Genomic DNA, 25379 nt, shown 5'->3' with positions numbered 1-25379 from the left:
TCAATTTCATACGATAGACTTATACCAATGCTACGATGAACTGATGATAGACAACCTTTAAGCACAAAAAAGCCCAGCTAAAAGCTAGGCCTTTTCGATATCATTGATAAAGTATAAACGAACAGATTGAAAGCTTACTCAGGCATTAATACTGCATCGATAGTGTGTACTACACCATTCGTTGCCATGATGTCTGTACCAGTGATATTAGCAGTGTTACCAGTAGCATCAGTGATGACGTTATCTTCACTAATAGAAATAGTTGCACCATTGGCTGTTTCGATATCAGTACCATAAGGAATATCAGCAGCCAATACTTCTGACGCTAGCACATGGTAAGGAAGTACTTTTTTGAGCAAATCAGTGTTGGCCAATAGCTCTTCTTTAGTTACGCCTAGCTTCTCTAATACAGGAGCAAACGCATCATCAGTTGGTGCAAATACTGTATGCTTGGTTTCTTCCATTAGCATAGTATCAAGACCAGCTGCTTGTAGTGCCGCGGTTAGAATCGTTAGGTTTTCGTTGCCTGCTGCGATTTCAGCGATGGTTTGTGTAGCCATCGTGTCTTCCATGCCATCAGTTTCAGCCATAGGATCGGTTTCACCCATTGCATCAGTTTCAGCCATTGGCTCTGCTACAACTTCTTCAGTAGTCGCTTCTGGTTCTACTGGATCAGTAGTGGCTTCTTTGTCAGCACAAGCAGCGAGTGACATGGCAGCGGTAACAACAGCGATAGATAATAGGTTCTTCTTCAACATAGGTATTTCCTTATCAATGAATGTTCAATTAAGTTATTTGATGAACAAATAAGTTCTCTCAGTTAATGAATATAACAGTTAACAACTTATTTATTGCAAGCGATACCAATTGGTTGGAGTCGATCACATCAAATCTGCTATACCAATAACTACGATTCTAACTGATTAATTTTGAATTAATGCTTACTTAGGTAGCAACACTGTATCAATCACGTGTACGACACCATTATTAACTTGTATATCGCCCACTATGATATTAAAGATACGGATGACTTTAATAAAACGAATGCTTTTAATAAGATGGACGCTTGTAATAAAACAGCCATCTTATGACAGATAAAAGCTGGTATTCATACCAGCTTCATCATATATAGGTATACGGTTATCACATCTTAACTAAAGCTATTTTATAGTCGTACTTTATTTAGGTAATAACACTTTATCGATTACGTGTACAACACCATTGGTAGCAGCAATATCAGTTTTTAGGATGTTAGCTGTACGGCCGTTTTCGTCTTGCAGCTGACCTTTCGCTGTCACCATTAGCGTGTCTTTGCTAAGCATGGCGATGTTGCCTGGCTTCACATCTGCTGCATATACTGGCGCCGCACCATTAATTACATGGTAGCCCAAGATTTTGGTTAGCAATGGCTTGTTGGCAAACAGTTGCGCTTTGGTCATGCCTGTTTCTTGCAACACTTGTGCAAACGCTTCATTGGTTGGTGCAAATATCGTAAAGTTGGCGTTAGGATTAGATAGTGGTTCTGCAATACCAGCTGCTTGTACGGCTTCAACTAGCAATGAGAAGTCAGCATTGCTCTGTGCGACTTGTACCACGTTCATATCTGACATTGCTTGACTGCTAGTAGGCGTTTGCGTCGCTGCATTTGTGCTGTCACTTGGCGTCATGTTATTACATGCACTTAAGCCTGCAACTGAAAGTGCTAATGTACCGATTGCAGCAATTTTAGTAAGTTTCATAATTGTATCCTTGACGGTTAAGTAGTAGTAATTGAATATTTTTAGACGATGATAGTCTTGTCTCATTAACTAACTTGTATTTCGTAGGCGATCATTACATCGATATAAATATTCATATCTGATAAAAGCGATGAACACTCATTAGTAAGTATTGCTTACGAAATCCCAGTTCTTCTGAAATCAAATTAACATCTCAAAAAAGTTTATCAAGATACCTTTACCCTGTTTTTGTAGCGGCGCTGTAAACTCTGTCTTACTTTTAAGAGTAATGTCTGATTTTTGAGAGTAATGTCTAACTTTAATTTACAAAAGCAAAGCTTTATGTAATCGATAAGCGAATAGATATTCATTTGTGCCTATCTGTTTTATGCAATAAACTCTAATATTCGTATCGAATAAACAGACAATATAGTCCATCCTCTATAAAATATTTACAGCGTTAACCTCTCTTGGAGTATCACCTATACCTCTACACTCGGTTGCCTCGTATCTCTTTTAAACTGAATCAACTATATGTTGATGATATTGCCAAAGAGGAATAAGTACTATCCCTCGTGCTGTGTAATTTTCATGCTAAAATAATGCGACTTTTTCGACGCCTTTTATATACATTTATACCCTATTTGTTATTCCCTCCTTTTATAATATTGACGATATAAGCAGCGCTCCTATGACCCAAACAATGACTTCAAACACTGATGCCACTTCTATCTCATCACAATCTGCTGATGACTTTATACTGACGCCACCTGCCGTGTTTCCATACAAAAAGCAGCAGCTAACAGCACGTGCCCGTATCACTGAGCAAATGGCCTCAAGAATTTTGATGTTAGACGGGGCGATGGGTACGCAGATTCAAACCTATAAATTAGAAGAAGCGGATTATCGTGGTGAGCGTTTTGCGGATATAGACCAAGACGTACGCGGTAACAATGACTTGCTAGTGCTATCACAACCACAAATGATTGTAGAGATTCATCACGATCATTTGGCGGCTGGTGCCGATATCATCGAGACCAACAGCTTCAATGGTACGCGCTTGTCAATGGCTGACTATGACATGCAGTATCTGGTGCCCGAATTAAATAAAGAAGCGGCTAGACTGGCGCGCGAAGCTGCCGATGCCTTTACTGCAAAAACCCCAGATAAGCCACGTTTCGTTGCGGGTGTGGTTGGCCCTACCTCACGTACTTGCTCGCTATCACCTGATGTCAATGATCCTGCGTTTCGTAACATTACCTTTGATGAGCTGGTACTTAACTACCGTGAAGCGACATTGGCCTTAATTGAAGGCGGTGTCGATCTTATATTGATTGAGACAATCTTTGATACGCTCAATGCCAAAGCAGCAATCTTTGCCATTACTGGCGTGTTTGATGATATTGGTTTTGAATTACCGATTATGATTTCGGGTACGATTACTGATGCCTCAGGTCGTACCTTATCAGGGCAAACGGCTGAAGCGTTTTACAACTCAATTCGCCATGCCAAACCGTTATCGGTTGGCTTCAACTGTGCGCTTGGTGCTGATGCGCTACGCCCACATATTCAAACGCTATCTAATATTGCCAATACCTATGTGTCAGCGCATCCAAACGCGGGCTTGCCCAACGAGTTTGGTGAATATGACGAAACCGCTGATGAAACCACTGCGCTGCTAGAAGGCTTTGCAAAAGCTGGTATCTTAAATATCGTGGGCGGCTGTTGTGGTACGACACCAGAACACATTCGCCAAATCGCGAACATGGTAAAAAACTATGCACCGCGCGTGATTCCTGAAATCGCCCCTGCCTGCCGTTTATCAGGGTTAGAGCCATTTACCATCAATGCTGACAGCTTGTTTGTCAATGTCGGTGAGCGTACCAACGTGACAGGCTCTAAAAAGTTTTTGCGCTTGATCAAGACGGAAGCCTACACCGAAGCGCTCGATGTCGCTCGCGATCAGGTTGAGGGCGGCGCGCAAATCGTCGATATCAACATGGATGAGGGCATGCTCGACTCCAAGCAGGCGATGATTCACTTCGTCAACTTGGTATCAGGCGAGCCGGATATCAGCCGTGTACCGCTCATGATTGACTCCTCTAAATGGGACATCATCGAAGAAGGCCTAAAACGCACGCAGGGCAAATCTGTCGTCAACTCTATCTCGTTAAAAGAAGGTCATGCTGAATTCGTCGAGCGTGCCAAACTGTGTATGCGCTATGGCGCCGCCGTTATCGTCATGGCATTTGATGAAGATGGTCAGGCCGACACTTATGAGCGTAAAATCCAGATTTGTCAGCGCAGCTATGATGTATTGGTTAATGAAGTTGGCTTCCCTTCTGAAGATATTATATTTGACCCGAATATCTTTGCCGTTGCCACTGGTATCACTGAGCACAATAACTACGGTGCTGATTTCATCAATGCCACTAAGTGGATTACGGATAACTTGCCAAACGCCATGGTATCGGGTGGTGTGTCTAACGTGTCGTTTAGTTTCCGTGGCAACCCTATCCGTGAAGCCATCAACTCTGTTTTCTTATTTCATGCGATTACCAATGGCCTGACCATGGGTATCGTCAACCCAGCCATGCTTGAGTTATACGATGATATTCCAAAGGAAGCCCGTGACGCGATCGAAGATGTCATGCTCAACCGCAATCAGGGCGAAACAGGTCAGGACGCAACTGAACGCCTGATGACAGCTGCCGAAAACTATCAAGACGGTGGCAAGAAAAAAGAAAGCACAGTTGATATGAGCTGGCGTGAAGGCACCGTCGAAGCGCGTATTGCTCACGCACTGGTAAAAGGTATTACCACCTTTATCGAAGCCGATACCAAAGAAGCGTGGGAGAAATATCCCAAACCACTAGAAGTCATCGAAGGTCCACTCATGGACGGCATGAATATCGTCGGTGATTTATTCGGTGCTGGTAAAATGTTCCTACCGCAAGTCGTGAAATCTGCCCGCGTGATGAAGCAATCTGTTGCGTGGCTAAACCCATACATCGAAGCCGAAAAAGTCGAAGGCGAAGTCAAAGGTAAAATCCTGATGGCAACTGTCAAAGGCGACGTGCATGATATCGGTAAAAACATCGTCGGCGTGGTTCTTGGCTGTAATGGCTACGACATCGTCGATTTGGGTGTGATGGTCCCTTGTGAAAAAATCCTCGATACCGCCATTGCAGAAAAAGTCGATATCATCGGATTGTCTGGTTTGATTACCCCGAGCCTCGATGAAATGGTCTATGTCGCCAAGCAAATGCAAGAGCGCGGCATGACGCTACCATTGATGATTGGCGGTGCCACCACCTCTAAAGCGCATACCGCCGTCAAGGTTGAGCCGCAGTATCAAAACGATGGTGTCATCTACGTCACTGATGCCTCACGCTCAGTCGGTGTGGTCACCAAGCTGCTATCAAAAGAGCATCGTCAAGCGCTGATCGATGAGACACGTGAAGAGTACGTCAAAGTACGTGAGCGTCTGGCCAAGCGTCAGCCAAAAGCAGCCAAGATCTCTTATGCGAACTCGGTCAAGATTGGCTTTCAGTACGATTGGGAAAACTATGTGCCACCAGTGCCTAATAAGTTAGGCCAAGTGATATTGGATGATTACCCTATCACCAACCTACTGCCATATATCGATTGGACGCCGTTCTTTATCTCTTGGGGACTGGTCGGTAAGTATCCGAAAATATTGCAAGACGATGTGGTCGGCGAAGCCGCTCGTGATTTATTTGAAAATGCCAATGAGCTGATGCAAAAGATGATCGATGAGAAGTCACTCGTGGCCAAAGGGGTGTTTAAGCTTATGCCTGCGCGCCGTACTGGTGCTGATACGGTCACAGTCTATGACGATGCACCTACTGATGGCGGCAAACCAACCTATCAGTTTGAACACTTACGTCAGCAAAGCGACAAAGCCAGTGGCAAGCCAAACTTTAGCTTGGCTGACTTTATCTCAACATCAGAGACGCATACCGATCACTTGGGCGGCTTTACCGTCTCAATCGTCGGTACAGAAACACTCGCTGAAAAGTACAAAGCAGCAGGCGATGACTATAACGCCATCATGGTACAGGCACTGTCTGACCGTTTAGCTGAAGCATTCGCTGAACATCTACATGAGCTCATCCGTAAAGAATACTGGGGTTACCAACCGACTGAGTCACTCACCAATGATGAGATGATTAAAGAAAAATACGTCGGTATCCGCCCTGCACCTGGCTACCCTGCCTGCCCTGAGCACACCGAAAAAGGCAAATTGTTTGATTGGCTCGGTACAGTAGATGCTATCGGTACGACTTTGACCGAAAGCTATGCGATGTGGCCTGCGTCATCGGTCAGCGGATTCTATTACTCACATCCTGATAGCGAGTACTTCAATGTCGGAAAAATCAGCCGTGATCAGTTAGAGAGTTATGCTGAGCGTAAAGGCTGGGATATGAAAACAGCTGAGAAGTGGTTAAATCCGAATTTGTAGCGGTAAGAAAATATAATAATATAATAAAAAGGTATTCCCAATATTGAGAATACCTTTTTATCTTTTCATGCCTATAAACTGTTGTAAAAACTGCGTAACACAACAAATATCACTCGATCAAAAACTCGATCCTAGTTTCACTATTATCATTAGGAACAAGCTCAATCATAAAAGAATCAGTATGAGCAATTCTATGAGCTTCTGCATTAAATTTGATAAACTTTATCTTACGATTTGGCAACTTGAACGTGTTATCGAAAACTTTCAGATATTCTGCATCATGACTTGTATATTCAAGCTCGAGACTTGGGTTATCTACCAACACCTTAACTTCCTCTACACTTACACCACTTAATTGCAATGTTGGGTTCGACTTAATATCCTTTTTTAGATGAACCTTATTTTCAAAAATGGTTTCGTAAACTTCAAGTGTTTGTTCATAATCTTTCTCTGAGATTAAAGTATCTAAACAGATGAAAGCTTCATAGTTTAAATAATCACAAATTTTATAAGACTTATAAATATAATTTAATAACCACTTAATCTGTTTAATATCATCATTGTCTGAAGCATTATTTATTTTAGCTTTAGCAAGAAAAGTATGGGTTTCGGAAGTAAACAAACCAATACTAGCGTTCTCGTTGTCGCAAATCTCATTAATTAGGGTGTGTAAATCTTCTAATTTTTCTAGTGACCTTATATTCTTACCATTCCAGTCATCAAAACAAAAACTCATATTAACATTTTGAACAGTATCATCAATGAGTTGATCGGATATAGCCATGACAATAAATTTAATATTAAAATAATTTTCTAGGCCTCCTATAAAACTTACCGTTTTTAACCCATGAGTAAGATAGCCATGAATTTTTACAACAGTTTTATTTGTATCTGAGTCCTGATATGGGGTTTTTATATATGCATCAACTTTATTTATTCTTTTAATTGACGCTTTTTTGAAATCAATACCAGTGTCGTTTAGCAACTTATTTATAAGATTAGAGTCGCTTGAAAAATCTATATCTCCATCAATCTCGCAATCTAAACCGTGCAAAATTAAGTCTTTATATCTTCTTATATTACTCTCATTTAAAAAGTCTTTAATGCTAATCGTTGGCACATAAGAATCATCCTTCGGTTCTACGCTAAATACTGTTGCTGTATCATCGAACTTGGTCGATAATTTCAACCTGTTATCCAAAACTCCTAAGGTTTGAACAACACTCCCATGAACATTGCTTAAAGCATTACTTATCGATCTTAAGGGCATGACACTCAATAATGACTGTTGAGATTCCTTGATATCTTCATCTGTTCTATATTTCAAGCCAAGATTCTTGCTAGCATATTCTTCAGCCTCAGCTTTCCAACGTTCAAGAATTTCAACAGAATATTTTTTAGGCTCTCGGTCAATCATTCTATGGCAGTTTTTGCATAACCAAATACCATTATCTATCGACTTTCTTTCATCATGACTCATGTCATCATCGAATCTGGCTCCCCCAGCTCCAGAACTTGCTGCCCTAATATGTGCTGCCTCCCCTATAATAGTTCTATTATCAATAGTCTCTAAATTTGCAGCGACAGTATTTTTTCTGCACTGTGGATTTGAGCAAAGGTTAGCTACCCTATCTCTTAATTTCATGATGGTTAATTTTGTAAAATCGTTTTCTTTAGCTCTAGACATTATATGATCCAAAACTTCCAGTAAAAGTTACTGAGTTTTATTCTCAGAGTTTTTCCCCCGCCGACACTTCTCAGAACAATAAATCACCTGTTCCCAATCCTTCTCCCACTTTTTGCGCCAAGTAAACGGACGCTGGCAGACTGGACAGATTTTTTGTGGTAGATTTACCTTTTTATGTGCCATCTTCTGCTCCCTTTTCCCGTACACCTCTAACTGAATACTAACGCCTATTTATCTTCTTTTTGATGATCCAGCCCTTCATACTTTTTAACGCGGCGGCATTGGTCGGAGCAATAGACCATGCTCTCCCAGTTTTTATCAAGCTTCTTAGTCCAGCTAAACTCGCGCTCACAGACAGGGCAGAGTTTTTTGCGGACGTTCTTCTTTTTATGCGCCATAATTCTCTCATTGGTTTGTTTAATCTATAGTCGATTCACTACCATCGGATACGGTATTAGGCTTGATTGACCTACTATTTGTAGCAACTTTATTCGCCGTCATCGTACCTAAAGTAGCTGTTGCCGACTATATTACCACTGTCTCTTACTCATCAGTCCTATTTATAGTGCTATTCATAAGTGCAAGTCATCAGCATTGCTCATAAGCCTTAATAATTAAGCATTAACGCTTAATCGTTAGCCATCAATCATAGCTGTTAACCAGTAGTGACTAATCATCAGCTATTAATCAGTAGTTATTAATCATAATCATCAAAGATTTTATTAAGTCTGTTGAGGCTATTAACGATGAGCTTGCCAGATTGATCGGTACTGGTATCAATCGCCAGCTTCTCATCCATCCGCATCGTCAGCGGTGCAAGCGCCTCTTTTAATGCGTTTGCCATAAGTGCGGTCTGCTGAGTGATGTCAGGCGCATCGCTATCTACGGTTTGATGCTCTTCATTTTTAATCAGGCTCTCAGTCAGACTACTAGACAAGCTATTCGCCATTTTCTGTGCTAGCTCTTCAACGGCATTGACCAGCTGCACCATCAGTGCTTTTTGTACGTCTTGGTTTTCCTTAAGATACTCGCCTTCTGCCTTTTCAGCATTGTGATCATGCTTATATATTTGCATCAGCTGATTCAGACTTTTCTCAAAGCCATTATCGATACTATCGCTGACGACTTTGGCATTACTGAGCACGCTATCGGCAAGGATTTTCTGTGCTTCTAACTGAGCGTTTAATTGGGCATCGAGTTGCGCTTGTTGTCCTGCCTCTCGTAAGCGAGCGATTTGTTCAGGATCATTTTTCGTTAAGTATGTCTCAAACTGGCTACTAATGGCATTGAAGCCACTGGCCAAATCGACCAACTGAGCGACGATACGTGCGCCTGTATCACCATCTTCTCCGCCCATGGCTTTGTTACGCAAGAAGTCGGCTTTGATTTGCGCCCAACGCTCCATTTCTGCTTCGGACAAGACACCACGCATCTCGCCAAGCTTGAGCAGATTGCTCTCTGCACCTTGAGTCAGTAGCTGTGACTCGCCCAGATAGTGATCATCTATCAGCTGATTTAGCTCGCTTTCATTCATGACCGCCGACAGTTTTTCGGTCATCTTATTCATATTACGATAACTACCTTGCAGCTTAAATATCGGCTCAACGCGGTACTTGTCATCTTGCGAGGCAGAAGCAATATACGCTTGGTTGACGTCTAGAATAACCTCTTGAACCCTAAACATATGACGCAAAATCGCGACAATCTCATTAATCTCTGAGGTGCTATACGGATACGTCAAATCACCGCTTTGGGCTTGGGCAAGGTTGGCATTGTCCGCTTTTGCCATTTTGATGAGACGATGGACATCCGCTAGGTCACGGTTGGCTAGTGGCGCAAGAACGGTGTTAGAAGTAAGCGAGTTTTCGATATAACTGAGCGCAAACACTTCTTCCATGCCGCTCATGATATCGCCTAAGTTGTAGATATCGGCACGGTTGGCAAGCATGTCTGGTACTTTGAATGCCTCGCCGCTTTCGGTGTATGGGTTACCTGCCATGACCACGCAGAACTTTTTGCCACGCATGTCATAAGTCTTAGTCTTACCTTGCCAGACGCCATCGATACGGCGTGTGCCATCACCCAATGAGATAAACTTCTGCAAAAATTCCGCATGCGTATGCTGAATATCATCGAGATAGAGCATGACATTATTGCCCATCTCAAAGGCTAAGTTGATTTTATTCAGCTCTTCTCGTGCAGTGGCATTGGGCGCTTTTTCGGGATCTAAAGACGTCACATCATGACCGAGTGATGGACAGTTAATCTTCATAAAGATAAGGCCGAGACGGTTTGCCACGTACTCCATCAAGGTGGTTTTACCATACCCTGGTGGCGATATCATCATGAGAATACCCATCAAATCGGTACGCTTATCTTCACCGACCGTACCCATCTGTTTGGCAAGATTGTCACCGATAAGTGGCAGATAGCTCTCATTAATCAGACGGTTACGCACGAATGAAGACAATGGACGCGGCATAAATTCGTCCAGTCGCAACGTCTCTTTTGAGTCATGCAATATCTCTGAGCGCATGGCCAGATAACGTCTATAGGCAGGGATAACTTGGGTATCATGATGATGCAAACGATTTAAGAAATCATCGACGGCAAAGGTTAAGGTCTGCTGATGGATACGTATATGCTCACCCAGCAAATTATTGACTTGTATCTCAAGCGATACCTTACCCGTGCTACGCTCAAAGCTCTGTACTTGATTAAGCGGATTATTAATACTGGTCAATGATGTAGTCGATGAAACTGGCGACGAGGTGATTGAAGAAAATGACAAGGCCGATGGCGTGGTACTTGCGCCTTGATTGCCTACTCCTTTAGCACTTAGCCCTTTATTAAAAGCCCCTTTATTAAAAGTAGCACCTGAATCAATCAATCGTTGCACCAAAGCTTCACGCTGAGCATCATTTAATTGGGTAAGCAAGACGGCAATGGCTTCTGGCACATAATGACGGCCGCTCTCTAGCTGTTGCTTGCGTAGCGCTTCTTTTTCTTTACTCTCAGCAAGCTGCTCTTCACTGAGTGCCTCACCTGCTTCATTGGTGCCATCAGTCGCTACGTTAACCGACTCTGTCCCACCATAAGTCTTATCAAGTAGTGCATGAAACCATGTGGCTAGTAGCTCATAGGCTGATTTGGGTTGGAATCCAAGCTTACTGATAGAAGACTGTAGTTGATCAAAACTGGCGGTATTTTGCGTGCTACCTGACGCGCTATTCAATGTTTGGCTTAGTTGATCACACAACTGCTGCGCTTGTTGACTGGTTTGCCATTTTATTGTGTTATGTGCGCCTGCATTCGATTCAGCCGACTGCCCCATGACGCTCACCAAATATTCACAAGCAAGCTGAACGTAGCTTGGTTTGAAGATGTTAGCGCCTTTATCAACGCTACCCTCTTTATCAACGCTAGCACTGTCATCATTATGAGCGGCGACGAAGTGACGCATCACTTGGCTCATGTCCTCGACCAATAGAGACTTCGCAGTATCGCTGCCCAATGCACGGCGCAATTGCTCGGCGGTCGCGGCTCTATCTGTCCAGTTATTTGCGCGTGTCAGCACTGATTCATTCAGCCATTTGTCATAACCAAATTGACGTAAACTGTCTAAACCAAGCGCTTGCACGATCTTTAACTGCCAATAGAATAATTGCGCCAATGCTCGTACTTGCGGGGTATAAATCAGTAGCCCTGCCTCACGCAATGTCGGCAGTATTTGCATCAATAATAGCGTGGCATCATGGTCATGAATGCCTTTGTCATAACCAAGCTGATAGCGAGGGGTGGCGTAAGCTTTGACCAGTTTGGACAATGGGCTGTCATTATCAATATCGCCATTAACATCTAGGGTAATGACAGTCGCCTCGTATGCTTGATATAGGCGCGCTTCAGTCAAACGCTCCTGGCTGTTTTTGGCACTTTCGATAATGCTATAGGCCAAGTACTCGGCGCGGTACACCTTGTCAGACTCGGAGGCGATATTCATATCCCAATACGGGCGCAAGGCGTTTAGCTCAGCATCATTAAGCACTTCATAATAATCTGTACCCGTTAGATGCAAATTCAGCACGCGCTTGCCATCTGACTGCTGACGACTCAATAAGGTCAAATCTAATGGCTGAGTATTAACCGAAAAACGGTGCTTACCCAGTTTGATGATTTGACCACCATCTTCAAACAAGTCCGACTTGTCTTTTAGACTCTTATAGCTCTCGATTTGAATGGCTTTTAGACGGGCATCGATGTCATCGGCTTTAACACTAAAGCCCATCGCTTGCAGCTCTTTTGCGATGTTACGGACTTTTTGCACCAGACCATCAGCCGCAAAATACGTATTTAACGCTTCTTCTTCTGTAAAGCCCGTGACACCTGTGCTTTGCGTGCGTTTTTTAATACTCTCAAGCATCCGCAGCGCACCATCACCTAAGTTTTGCGCTTTGCGATTACGAGCATCAAGCAGTTGCTGCTTATGGTTTTCAAAAGTTTCGTAAATCTCTTCACGTTTACTAATAATATCGGCTAAAAACTGATCGCCACTATTGGTCTCTGGATCAGCAAACTGACTCTCCAACTCTTCTAGCTGTACCAATAACTTTGCCATTTGCTCGTCTGATTTCTCAGGCGTATTGGCAATGGATAATGCATTGGCAATGGACTGACCAAACAGCTTAAACTGAGCACCAAATTGCGCAACGGCCTCAGCAGAGCCTAGATTTTTGCGTTTATGATTGAGCTTGGCTTTGCTCTGATTTAGGCTGGCATAAATGGTCGATATGTCATCGATGATTTGCGTACGCACTGTGGCATCGGCCACATCTAATGTGCCTAGCAACTCGGTTAATAGATCTAACCCTTGCGCTGTCTCATCGATTTTTTCTAGTACGGGTTTTAGCTCAGCATTGGTTTCTGCGGTGTTTAAGCGCTCACTGACATCGACCAATATGCCTTCGTAGCTTGATAGCGCCTCTTCACCACTTAAAAACAGCACCGTTTTTTCGGCAAGCTCGCTCTCTGCTTCTTCTAATTGCTTTTGCAGCGCTTGTAACTTATCGGCATCTAGATAGCGCAAATCCTCCAAGCTGACCAAACGGCCTTTTTGGCGTCTTAATGCTGACAACTGATCGACATAATCACTGGCAGACTCAAAGCTAGTAACCCGTATCTGCCGCAAAATCTCACTTTGCTGCGTATCAGCATCGGCTAGCGCAGTTTGAGTTTGTTTCTGGATACTTTGTACTTTGGCGAACTCGTCAATAACCAGCTCAGCCGTGGCCGTCACTTCTTTAATACTACTGGCGACTTCGCTCAGCTCAGGTTCAGACAACCAGTAATAGCTGTCAAAGAGTCGGCTGGTATTATTGGTAAGCTCTTCATAGAGCTTTTGAGAGACGCTTTGATTGTCAATCAGGCGGGTAATGCTATACAGGTCTGAGATACCACGTACCAGTTCTTTATTGCCAATTTTTCCATAGAAACTCGTACTCTCTGGCAGCTCACTGACATACTCGTGTGAGGCATAAGGCGTGTGCCATATTTGCATTGGGTGAATACGAGACGGCTCACTTTGGTCGCTAAACAACACCAAGCGACCATTCTCAGCCAAGGCCATACCGTTGCAATAGATAGGGTTTGCCAATTGCTTTTTGATCAAATTATAAGGAAACAGCCCCGTGATACCCAAGTCTCTATCATAAAATAAGAATAAAACGTCTTCACCATTTGGCGATATGATTTTGCGTTTGAATTTTAAGTCTTTGGCGTCCACGTTATTGGCATCAAACAGCTTATATTCGCCCGTCTGTAGATAATAACCACCCGGAAATATGATGCCGTGGTCTTCTGGCAGCTGCACACACGATTGTCCAATCGCATCCAAACGTAATACCGCTTCGGTCAAGGTGTTATAAACAAAATAACGGTAGTCCTCTTCACGATAGGGCAATATTTTGAGCAGTATTAGACTGCCCACTTTGGCATACGCAATCTCAGCATCCGTCAGCGACTGGGTACGGTCATTGACCGGTTCGCTATAAATACCCTGACCGGATTGCGTATTGTCCTCAATCTTGATGGTCAAATCACCACCGACGGTTTCCACAAATATCGTGTCTAAGATATTCATATGCGGATATTTACCATTCACCATTTGATCGCGTGTGGTATCAATCCAGTCAAAGTCATAAGCAGGCGGTAGTTCAATGTCACGCTCGCCTCGATTGTCCACATAAGCGACTTGCGCTGACTCTGGTGTGCCTTGGCTAAAATCTAACGCAAAACGGAATACTCTAATATCAGTGATTCGCTCGCCAATCTGAAACGCCAACAGCAACTTGCTGTCTTTCACCGTTATTTGAATCAGGCGCGTTTGTTTGTAATATCGATACAGCTCATTGAAGTCTTGGACAAAAGCGTCTTGAGCCAAAAAAGTGCCTTTTAGGTCAACCTCCTCGAGCTGATACTCTTCTTCATTACTAACTGGCTCGTTCAGACGATATAACGACAATACGTCTTTAATATTGCTCGCGCGTTTGAGCCCCATAAAAACGTTGTAGCCAAACAGTAAATAATCGCCAACCTGCACCATGTCTTGTGCCACACAGTTGTACTCGGTACGAATACGCGTGCGGGCGATGACTTGCATTTGAGTGCTGCCGAACTCTTCGAGACGCGCATTATTTAGTGTCTGCGTCTGCTGCTCTAAACGGCCGCCTTGTTCCGTCAGACGTTTTTTGATGAGCTCATAAGCATTGCCTGAAGCAACGGCCTGATCGGTTTGGTTGGCTTGGTTAGCGTTAGGATCACTTTTACTATCTGAATTGGTTTGGTTTTGCGTGTCCGCCATCGTTGCTCGTCCGTTTCTGTTTTTACTAAATAAGAGAATTTTGGGCAATAAGGAATAATTGAAGGTAAAGAAGCACTTGGCTAATCTAAAAAAACGAGTGGTCACTGCTATTTTTTTAGATTAGCCAACTCATTATTAATATTAAGTTGGCTACTGCTCTATTAAGATGTGTAGAGCAAGTTGACTAAAACTATCTGCCGCCTAAGCGACAGATAATTTGTTGATATTAATGTTGCTTGCTAATGCTGGATATATAAATATCAGTCAATTTGACCTGATATAGCATTAAACCGCTTTATCATCATTTTTTTGGTTTGATTTCATGGCTTGACTGGCCATGACACCGTTGATAATACCGCTCAATGTGTCTGACTTACCCGCTAGGCCATCAATGGCTTTACCGATAGACAGTGACTTGGCGAAGTTATCAAAGAAATGCGCTTCGCCGCCAACAATATCGATTTTGGCTTTCTGTAACGCAACTGCCAATACTTCAGCATTTTCTTTCGCAATCTCTTTACCAGCATCAATCGATGCCAATGCTTCTTGCAATGCTGTTTCAAGGCTCATGCGGAACTCTTCATGCTCGCGTGCTTCCTTGCTCATGCTACCCATCGCATTGAATTTCTCGACCAGACCATCTGCTTCGGCTTGGAAATGTGCGCGAGTAACTTCAGCTTTTGCCAATCCAACTTCGCGTTCTGCTTTGGCATTTGACTCACCGCGTGCTGCGATAATTTCAGCATCTGCCATACCTTTTTCACGTTCAGCCTTGGCAGTAGATTGACCACGAGCAGCAATAATCTCTGCATCGACCATACCAATGTCACGCTCAGCTTTCGCCTTAGATTCACCGCGAGCCGCGATCACCTCAGCATCTGCCATACCTTTTTCACGCTCTGACTGAGCTTCAGCTTGTCCAGTCGCTTTTATAATATTGGCTCTAGCAATGCCTTCTTTTTCCATAGAGACCGACTTGGCTTCTTGGATAGCAGCTTCAGCAAAGCCATGTGCAGACTCTTCGGCTTTAATACCTTCAGCCATTCTGATTTTGGCTTCTGACTCTTTGGCAGAGGCTTCAAGATTAGCGGCAGCCAATGTGGTGATTTCGACGGCTTTATGCTTGGCAGATAGCTCTTCGGCTTCGGCTTTTTTCACCTGACGTACTTTGATTTCTTCAGCATCCGCTTCAGCAGCTAGCACGCGTGTTTGCTTAGAGCGCTGCGCTTCACTAACTTCGCGAACTTCTTTGATACGCTCTTCTTCTTGCGCCACTGTTTTGTCGACCGCAATACGCTCGCGGATAACATTGGCGATTTCTTTTTTCTCAAGTTCAATCGCACGTTCAGCCTCGATGCGTTGCAAGTCAACTTCACGCTCACGAGAGACTATTTCTAAGTCACGGGCACGCGTAACCTTCTCTTCTTCGATGACAACTGCACGCAGACGATTTTGACCTGCTACTTCAATTTCACGTTGCTGATTCTCTCGCTGAATCGCTAAGTCCTGCTCAACCATGATGACGGCTGTTTCTGACTTCTTACGCTCTTCTTCTTCAATCTTACGAGTTTCAGCCGTTTCACGGGCAATCACTGACGATATTTCACGCTTTTGCTTGGCTTCAGCATCGGCTTGTTGACGCTCAAGCTCTAGCATCGCCTCTCTGGTTTCAACGTTCTTTTTCTTAACCGCTAGCTCTTCGTCACGCTCAAGCTCATTGGTAATAACGTTTTGAAAAGCCGTTAGTTGAGTAATCTTTTTGATACCTTCAGCATCTAGGATATTACTTGAATCCAATGACACTTTTGGTGTTTGCTCTAGATAATCGATCGCGACATCTTCTAAGACATAGCCGTTTAGATCGTTACCGATTTCTTGAACGATACTGTCACGAAACTCGCTGCGGTTTTCAAACAATTTAACGAAATCTATTTGCTTACCAACTGTTTTTAAGGCTTCTGAGAACTTAGCATTAAACAGCTCGTTGACAGCGACTTTATCTGACGCACGCTCTACCCCAACCGATTTGGCGACTTTTAGCACATCCTCTTCGGTTTCATTGACGCGTAAATAAAATGCCACGGTGATATCAGCACGCATGTTGTCTGCGCAAATCAAACCTTCTTTACCGCGTCTGTCTACTTCTAAGGTGATGAGCGAGATTCTCATCAACTCTTTTTTGTTAATGACCGGCCAAACAAAACCACCATCAAAACGTACGGCAATTTTACTCACACCGTTAATAATAAGTGCTTTGCCCTGCTCGACCTTAAAGTAAAAGGCCTTGAGCATCAGTAGTGCGACCATCATAAAAACAAACGCCAGCACTACAACCACGCCGACGATAATGAGTGTGTCCATATCCATTCCTTTAATTAAAACATTCCATAATCAATTCTATATAAATCAGATACGCTATCAGGCCTGTTAAATTTACTGTTTATAGCACCTTTTATAGCACCTTTTATAGCACGTGCGCTTTATAGCCCTGTCACGCACTATTCGTATATCTGCATTATTCTGAACCGACTATCACCAAATTTAAAACCTTTTAAATCATTGCTAAAAATATTATGCCTAAACCAGAGACTCTTCTAAAACCTCTGACTAAATCGCTATTCATTCTGTGAATTTATTCTGTGCTAATAGCGATAATGATGTGCTAAAAATAACGATGGCGAATCATCGTGACTAAATTACTTACTAGTGGCTAAATTATTTATATAGTCGATTCAATTTAAAAGTAGTACAAGGCAACCGAGTGTAGATGTATATCAAATACTTCAAGCGAGGTTAACGCAGTAACACTTTTATAGTGGAGTGACTATAGTGGTTATTTATCTTTTACAGGGGTTACGCGATAGGTATTGGCTGCCTCTAAATACTCCACCAACATCACTCGATCGCCTTGTTTCAGCGAGCCATCATTGATGTCTGAGCGAATTTTGAGTATCAATCCTGCACCACCATCATTCAATTCCACTTCGCCATGTTTGTCCGTGACACTAAGGGTACGTACAACCGCGATTTTGCCGATATTGCTAGCAGCATTGCGTCTAGGTATTTTGGCTATTTTGTTGCGGATGGGAGCGATGATGATACCTGTCAGCCACATGGAGATGACCAATACAAAGATTAGCGCACCAGTACCGAATAGGTAATATAAGATGCCCGAGTCAAAATTTTGATGTAAAAAACTGGTATAGAAGTAACTTAATAGCCAACCAATTAAGCTGATTAGGCTAAGGATAACGATAAGCGGCACGCCATACAGACCGAATTTGAGCAGCAGACCCGACACAAAACCTGATGAGGTCAAATTACTACCCTCGCCACTTGCATCGCCAATATCTACCGTATCCATATCTGCCATACCAAGTAGAGAAACCATCCAATACAAGGTCACAAACATCACCAATCCTGTAAAGACTATCGTCGGGTACAAGCTGATTTTGGTAATGAATATCAAAAACGACTCTTGCATTACGTACTTTCTCCTTTTGCTCACCTAATCCAGTATTTCTATATACAGCATGTTTATATACAGTATTTTGATACGTAGAATCTGGGTGAGCCGTTATAAAATTTATGTGATGTTCATGAAAACTTAAGTCATAGAATCAACTTATGTTTCTTTATTAATTATATAGACATCTCACCCTATAATACATAGATTTCGCCATTAGCGTCCCCAAATCGGTGAACGCACCATCCCGCCAGCGTCACTATTAATACTGTAGCTTGTGTTGCCAGATAACGAGTGGATGACGAGGCTGCCTATATTTCTAGTGCCTTGGCTACTCACTTGCGAGCTGCGCATTGGATAAACTGCATACTGTCCAGACGGTGATAACCGTGCAGGCTCATCGAGTCCTGTCTCTGCGAGATCGATGGTTTGACGGGTAGCCAATGTCATAACCGCAGCCTTGCGACCGTTGAGATACGCTAACTGCTGACCGTCTGCACTGAGCTGAGGACTCGCGACATAGCCACTAGTCGACATAGGCATCGCATTGCCAGTGGCAAAGTCATAGCGATAGATACTTGGGCGTCCAGCACGAACTTTATCACTGGTATAGACAAAGCTTTTGCCATCAGACGCATAGCTTGGCTGTACCTCAGTGCTTGATAGTGTAGTCAACTGTTTGGTATTACCATCGTTTAGACGCATTTCATAAATATCTGCATTACCGCCGACAGTTGAACTATAGAGGAGTTTTTGACCATCAGGTGAGAATGACGCTGACATATTACTGCCTTCAGCATTCACAATGAGACTTTGGGTTTTATTTTTTCGGTCATAGATATAAATTTTTGGGTTCTGACGTGGTGCTTGTTTACTATAGGCAAGCCATTGACCATCCGCAGACCATGCAGGCGCATAAATATAGCCATTTATCTGATCAATTAACTGACGATCGCTACCATCAGGACGGATGCTATACAGTGTCGATATTTTTGCGGCACCTGCACCCTGCTCATCCACATAGGCTATGTGCCCTTGACGATCCATCACAGGCATACGCGCAGTTAGTGGATTATTCTCGACAGACGTATTGGCTGGTTTGCTAGGCAGCGTCTGACAGCCAGCTAAAGCGCTGAAAGCTACTATAGCGACCGTGCTGCTTATCATACGTACACTGATCGTTGGTTTTAACAAATAGGTTTTTAGCATAAGGTAAAGTCCAATAGGTACGCTATGAAGGATACGTCGCAAAATGTTGGTTAGACGCAGCGTGGCTCAGATGCAGTGTTGGTCAAATACAACCTGTTACACTAGTGTAACGTAAATTGGACTTTAGTTTTGAACAAAAAAAGCCCCACTATAAAGTGAGGCTTGATCAAAGTACTACTTTGCTTTGAAATCTTACATTGCAACACAGCTTGCAGAGGGGCTCAATCGCTTAAAGATTGGATTAGTTATAAACAGCTTTACTTAGCAATGGCTTTGAAATGTGCGATTTGACTGTCACTCTTAATGGTCAAAATAGGGACATTGTTGGCATTTTTATTGAGGCTATACTTACCTTGTACGGTTGCCAAAGCCGCTGTGTCAAAGCTGGCTTGTGGCTCAGGACACGCCATCATAGTACTGATGCCGTTTTTGATTTGTACATCGCCATTAACAACGCTATAGCCCGCACTCATATTATTGCAGGTGTTCATAAATGCTACGTAATCGCTGCCGTTGTTATTCATAAAATTTAGCGTTAACGGTTTGGCAGGATCAAAGAACAGTTTGTTAATTTTATCACCGTTGGTGAGCTTAGCATCGACCAACTGCCAGTTATATGCCTGTAGAGCAGCGGAAGTTACTGGTTGAGTGACAGGTGCCGCAATATTTGTGGTTTGACAACCAGCAGCAAGCGTACCTATAGCAAGTGTTGCAGCCATCATTATTTTAGTTGTGTTCTTCATATAAACTCCTATATCGATTCGATTCAAAACTTTAAGTACGAGTAAACGTGACATCTCGTGTTTTACATCAATGAGTTTTATTATTAATAATTATCAAACTTGTCAATCTGCATAGCGCATTCTATTGTGCATAATTAATACCTGATTGTCATCATAGCTTCAGTATAGTCATTCCACTATAGAAATATTATTGCGTCAACCTCGTTTGAAGTATTTGATATACACCTACACTCGCTTGTAAACCATGCTGATAGCGCCTGATATGTAGGTAACTGTTAGCTAATCCGAACACGATACTCATCAGTACAAAAATCTTGAAATTTTTGAGAACAGGACTATTAATACCAGTGTACGGATAATATAGCGCCAGACTTGCTCGCCACTCTCTCAAAACAGTCGCGCCTGCATTTATGCTATAATCCACCACATTAATTCCATAACTATAAGTACGATTATGATGACTAAAAAATCCTTGATCCAATCTCCAGAAGCCATAGAAAAAATGCGTGTCGCCGGTAAACTGGCCAGTGATTTGCTGGTTATGTTAGACGAACACGTTAAAGTGGGTGTCAGCACCGAAGCATTGAACCGTCTTGCTCATGATTATATCGTTAATGTACAAGACGCTATCCCTGCACCACTCAACTATAATGGCTTCCCTAAATCAATCTGCACCTCGGTCAATCACGTGGTTTGTCACGGTATCCCAAGCGAAAACAAACTGCTAAAAGATGGCGACATTATCAACATTGATGTGACAGTCATCAAAGATGGCTATTACGGCGATACGTCAAAAATGTGGATTGTCGGCAACGGCTCTATTATGGCCAAGCGTATCTGTAAAGTGGCACAAGATGCACTCTATGCAGGTATGAGTGTTGTCAAAAATGGCGCACGTCTCGGTGATGTAGGTGCTGCGATTCAAGAAGTGGTCGAGCCGGAGCGTTTCAGTATCGTACGTGAGTTCTGTGGGCATGGTATCAGTAACGAATTCCATCATGAGCCACAAGTCATGCATTATGGCAAAAAAGGCACAGGCTTTGAGCTAAAAACTGGCATGACGTTCACTATTGAGCCAATGATTAATGAAGGCAAGTGGCAGACCAAAATCTTGCCAGATGAATGGACGGCGATTACCAAAGACCGTAAACTGTCTGCCCAATGGGAGCATACGATGGTCGTGACAGACAATGGTTGTGAGGTGTTTACCGCCCGCCCTGAAGAAGATTTAAGCTTTTTGACTCAGTAATATAATAAAAGATCGCCTAGGCGGTCTTTTTTTTGGACTATAATCAAGGTGAATTGAGTATTATGCTTATTGATCTTTTATCTTTATACTTTTCATACCCATACAGTTTTAGTACATCCTGATTTTTGTAGTACGCTACATATAGTCGGTTCAATATAATTTGAAAGGAAGCCGAGTGAAAGTACTACAGCTAGTAAACTAAGCGAGACTGACACCGTATCAAATTATATAAGATTGACTATAGCACCCTAGTTGTCATAGGCTTTAAGCTTAACGAGCTATCTTTAAACTCTTAATTGGATAACACTCATGTTTAATTGTGATATCACCTCTATTGACCTAACGCCATTACCGTTGCTGTCGCATGATATAGCGACCAACACATCACTATCAGATAGCGATAACGCCGAAAAACCACTACTTGGTATTCCTAAGTGGTTGACTCAAATTAATGAAGACATCAGTCGTGCACTTGAGCGTGGTGTTAATATTCGTCAGTTAGTGACCGTTCGTGCCTGCGCGATAGATGAGTTACTGATTGCTTTGTTTAAGTGGTTTGAGCTAGATAAAACCGACTTGGCATTCTTTGCCACGGGTGGTTATGGTCGAGGTGAGCTGTCACTTTATTCAGATATCGACATACTACTACTCTCCCCTGATGAGATTAACGCTGAGACTAGCGGTAAAATCGATCGCTTGGTCGCAATGTTATGGGATATAGGACTGGAGCCTGCGCTCTCGGTACGCACCGTCAATGATGCGCTCGAAGCTGCGCTTGATCATACGATTGCTAGCGCACAGCTAGAAGCTCGGTTACTGATTGGCAATGAAGCACTGCAAGAGATGCCCGTTAAAATTGTCAATGAACAGTGGTCGCCTCGTAGGTTCTTTGAGGTAAAAATTGAAGAGACCAAGGCGCGCCATTTACAGCACAATGCTACCGAATACAATCTTGAACCAAACATCAAAACTGCCCCTGGTGGCTTACGCGATATTCATATTATCGGTTGGGTGACCAAGCGTTACTTCCGAGTGGGCAAGTTGTATGACTTGGTACAGCAGAACTTTTTGACTGAAAAAGAATTTGATGAACTGAGTTTTGCAGAAGGTTATTTATGGCAAATACGTCATTATTTACATGTATTGACGGGTCGTAACGAAAACAAGCTGCTGTTTGACTATCAGCGTGAAATTGCTCAATTAATGGGTTATGACACCCAGCCAGATGATGAACCTAATGCCGCTGTTGAACGCTTTATGCGGGACTATTATCGCTGTGCCATGCAGATATCGACTCTGTCTGAAATGCTCACCAATCATTATTACGAAACGATTATAGAGCCAAAGCTATCAGATGATGAGCGCCCTAAAAAACATCCGATCAATGCGCGCTTTAACCAAGTTGGCGATCAAATCTCTATGGCGCATCATCGGGTATTTGCCCAGCATCCAGAAGCCATCCTCGAGATGTTTTTATTGATGGGTCAGCACAATGTCAAAAACGTCCGTACGCATACCCTGCGCGCACTAAAAATCGCAGCACGTGGTATCGATCAGGTCTATCGTGATAACCCTGCTCACCAAGCACTGTTTTTGGCAAATTTAAAAGAACAGAATTATCTGTTTCACCGTCTACGTACCATGAACCGCTATGGCGTATTAGGGAATTATATCCCTGCTTTTGCCCAAGTGACTGGGCTCATGCAATACGATTTATTCCATCGTTATACGGTTGATGCGCATACGTTGTTTTTGATTCGGATTTTGCACCGCTTTACTGATTCGCGTTTTTATGAAGACTTTCCACTGGTCAGCTCTATCTTTCAGCGTATCGAACGCAAAGAGATATTAGTACTGGCAGCGATGTTCCATGATATTGCTAAAGGTCGCGGCGGCAATCATAGTGAACTTGGTCAAACCGAATCTATTGAGTTTTGCTTAGCGCATGGCATGAGTTTGGCGGATGCCAACTTGGTCGGCTGGCTGACTCGTTATCATCTATTGATGTCGATGACCGCTCAGAAAAAAGATATCTCAGATCCTGAGGTTGTCACGTTATTCTCAGATCTCGTTGGTAATGTCACCCATCTCAACCATCTATATGTGCTCACCGTGGCAGATATGAACGCCACCAATCCACAGTTGTGGAATAGCTGGCGCGCCACACTCATGAAACAGCTGTACTCACAAACTCGTCGTATTTTGCGCGCTGACATTGATGCTCCAACCAACCGCCAAGATATGATTAGTGCGACACGCACGCAAGCTTTAAATATGCTGGCCAATGTGAATAATCAGCACATGAATCGCGAAGAAGTACTGAGACTATGGGATGACTTGGGCGACGAGTACTTCTTACGAGAAATCGCTGAGGATATTTTGTGGCATACCGAAGCTATCTTGAATCATCCACCGATTGGTCTTGCCTCCAACGCTGATAGTCCGCCATTGGTCGTACTGCGTGAGCATAGAGAGCTGGCACTGGATGCCGTGCAAGTCTTTGTTTATACCCAAGATCAGATGAATCTATTTGCCGTCACTATGGCAGTGTTCGATCAAATGAATCTAGATGTTTTAGATGCACGTATTATTACTGCCACGCGTGATTTTGCTTTGGATTCTTATGTGCTGCTCGATCCTACTGGCACTTTATTAATCGATGAAGAGAGTCAGCAAGAGCTTAAGCAGCGGTTAATCAGTGCCTTTAAAGATCCAACAGTGCTAAAGATTACAAACAAGCGCATTCCGCGTCAGCTTAGAAACTTTGAGGTGACTACGGTTATTAAGTTTGAGTTTAATGAGGCCTCAGATCAGCACGTGATGAGCTTAGAGACACTCGATCAGCCAGGTTTACTCGCACGAGTTGGACAAGTATTCTTGCAAGAGAAGATTGAGGTTCATGCGGCTCGCATTACCACCTTGGGTGAGCGTGCAGAAGATATGTTTTATATCAGTGATCAGAACGATGAGCCACTATCTGCTGACAGACTAGAAGCCTTAAAATTAGCATTGATTGCCAGTCTTAGTGTGCAGAAAGACTGCCCGCTTTATTAAATAAAATGTGATGCAGTAGGTACGTCAAAAAAGTACCATAGAAAAGCAGAAAGCATGCCATTGATAGAATTATCGATGGCATGCTTTTTTTATATCTAATAGCGAAGCGGTTGTTTATAAAGTGCTTTTGTATATCATCTCACTAGCGTGCTCATTGAGTTCATCATCAGCGAGGTCTGGCGGCAGAATATCTGCCTCGAGGTTCTTTTGCGTCAATATTAAACGCCCAGCATCGACCTCTATTTTTAGCAAACAATGCAAGCTTGCTAAATGAAAGCTTTTGTCAAAGTACTCATACATTTCTCTGAGGGAAAGAGGGGCATGAGCATGCACATCTGGATAAAGACTGTCTTTTGCCAGAATAATCATCTCGTTCATAGCTTCTTCACGTAGCAACTCATCTTTGTCAATTTTGCGTTGTAAAGTATTCGCCATTTGACCTTTGGCTGCCAACATGACCACAAATATAATTGTCTGTAAGGTAAACAGAGCAACATATTGCCATAAAGGTAGCATGATACCCAGCAATTTGCTGAGCAACATCAGCAGCATCGCTACAATGACATAGCTGACCAATTGCCATAAGAACCACATCATCAAGCTGTTTTCACCGTACCAAAACATTTTTCTTTCTTTACGGTTAATCAGTTGCTGACGCGATTGCCACCAGCTGTGCTCACGTTGCTTAAGTCGCTCGTACAATTTAGCACGCGGCAAGCTACCATTAGATTTTTCATCATTGATATCTTTAGCGTCAAGACTATCGGGCTTTGCAACACTAGGCATATCAAATTATCCTTACCATGAACTATCATTGAGACTGATAGAGATTTTTGTATTGTTATAAGTTATCAATTGATAAGATTTTCTGAGCATTTTTTAGCACGTTACCTCTGTGTCTGTTTTATCAC

General features: G+C 43.0%; 15 protein-coding genes. 3 read left to right on the top strand and 12 right to left on the bottom strand.

The genetic code is table 11. The features are described 5' to 3' along the window. Positions 1–134: 134 nt before the first annotated feature. The 3 genes from IPZ60_RS11955 to IPZ60_RS11945 form a co-directional block, all read right to left on the bottom strand. Positions 135–758 (bottom strand): fasciclin domain-containing protein, encoded by a 624-nt coding sequence (locus IPZ60_RS11955; protein WP_194198005.1) that lies wholly within the window; start codon positions 756–758, stop codon positions 135–137. Positions 759–941: 183 nt separating this feature from the next. Beyond that, a complete protein-coding gene (locus IPZ60_RS14370; protein WP_369074417.1) occupies positions 942–1010 on the bottom strand; it encodes a fasciclin domain-containing protein in 69 nt (22 codons plus the stop codon). A 168-nt stretch (positions 1011–1178) separates the two neighbouring features. Next, positions 1179–1739, bottom strand: a complete 561-nt coding sequence (locus IPZ60_RS11945; RefSeq protein WP_194198004.1) for a fasciclin domain-containing protein — start codon at positions 1737–1739, stop codon at positions 1179–1181. A 670-nt stretch (positions 1740–2409) separates the two neighbouring features. Between IPZ60_RS11945 and metH the strand changes: the two genes are divergently transcribed. Continuing rightward, entirely contained in the window at positions 2410–6204 is a 3795-nt protein-coding gene (gene metH, locus IPZ60_RS11940; protein ID WP_194198003.1) for a methionine synthase, read from the top strand. Positions 6205–6313: 109 nt separating this feature from the next. On the opposite strand, the gene IPZ60_RS11935 is transcribed toward metH, so the two are convergent. From IPZ60_RS11935 to IPZ60_RS11900, 8 genes are all read right to left on the bottom strand, one after another. Next, on the bottom strand, positions 6314–7891 hold the full coding sequence (locus IPZ60_RS11935) for an HNH endonuclease signature motif containing protein (RefSeq protein ID WP_194198002.1): 1578 nt from the start codon (positions 7889–7891) through the stop codon (positions 6314–6316). Between the two features lie 27 nt (positions 7892–7918). Continuing rightward, a complete protein-coding gene (locus tag IPZ60_RS11930; protein ID WP_194198001.1) occupies positions 7919–8074 on the bottom strand; it encodes a DUF2256 domain-containing protein in 156 nt (51 codons plus the stop codon). A 44-nt stretch (positions 8075–8118) separates the two neighbouring features. Continuing rightward, on the bottom strand, positions 8119–8289 hold the full coding sequence (locus IPZ60_RS11925) for a DUF2256 domain-containing protein (RefSeq protein WP_010196547.1): 171 nt from the start codon (positions 8287–8289) through the stop codon (positions 8119–8121). Between the two features lie 299 nt (positions 8290–8588). Further along, a complete protein-coding gene (locus IPZ60_RS11920) occupies positions 8589–14747 on the bottom strand; it encodes a DNA repair ATPase (protein WP_194198000.1) in 6159 nt (2052 codons plus the stop codon). A gap of 285 nt (positions 14748–15032) precedes the next feature. Further along, on the bottom strand, positions 15033–17108 hold the full coding sequence (locus tag IPZ60_RS11915) for a flotillin family protein (RefSeq protein WP_194197999.1): 2076 nt from the start codon (positions 17106–17108) through the stop codon (positions 15033–15035). A 472-nt stretch (positions 17109–17580) separates the two neighbouring features. Beyond that, positions 17581–18231 carry a DUF1449 domain-containing protein gene (locus IPZ60_RS11910; protein WP_194197998.1) on the bottom strand — a complete coding sequence of 217 codons (651 nt, stop codon included), beginning with the start codon at positions 18229–18231 and terminating at the stop codon, positions 17581–17583. A gap of 198 nt (positions 18232–18429) precedes the next feature. Continuing rightward, entirely contained in the window at positions 18430–19422 is a 993-nt protein-coding gene (locus IPZ60_RS11905) for a PD40 domain-containing protein (protein WP_194197997.1), read from the bottom strand. Positions 19423–19679: 257 nt separating this feature from the next. Then, on the bottom strand, positions 19680–20165 hold the full coding sequence (locus tag IPZ60_RS11900) for an META domain-containing protein (RefSeq protein WP_194197996.1): 486 nt from the start codon (positions 20163–20165) through the stop codon (positions 19680–19682). 457 nt (positions 20166–20622) lie between these two features. Here IPZ60_RS11900 and map point away from each other — a divergent pair, with 457 nt between their 5' ends. Both map and glnD read left to right on the top strand, forming a co-directional pair. Continuing rightward, entirely contained in the window at positions 20623–21414 is a 792-nt protein-coding gene (map, locus tag IPZ60_RS11895; protein ID WP_370463039.1) for a type I methionyl aminopeptidase, read from the top strand. A 309-nt stretch (positions 21415–21723) separates the two neighbouring features. Further along, the gene (gene glnD / locus IPZ60_RS11890; RefSeq protein ID WP_194197994.1) at positions 21724–24468 is read left to right on the top strand and encodes a [protein-PII] uridylyltransferase; all 2745 of its coding nucleotides are present in this window, start codon (positions 21724–21726) and stop codon (positions 24466–24468) included. Between the two features lie 114 nt (positions 24469–24582). Here glnD and IPZ60_RS11885 read toward each other — a convergent pair whose 3' ends face one another. Continuing rightward, on the bottom strand, positions 24583–25254 hold the full coding sequence (locus IPZ60_RS11885) for a hypothetical protein (protein ID WP_194197993.1): 672 nt from the start codon (positions 25252–25254) through the stop codon (positions 24583–24585). Between the last annotated feature and the right edge of the window lie 125 nt (positions 25255–25379).

The organism is Psychrobacter sp. NG25 (assembly GCF_015234355.1).
GTDB lineage: Bacteria > Pseudomonadota > Gammaproteobacteria > Pseudomonadales > Moraxellaceae > Psychrobacter.
Note: the sequence above shows the minus strand (reverse complement) of the source record. Positions and strands in the feature narration are given on the sequence as shown.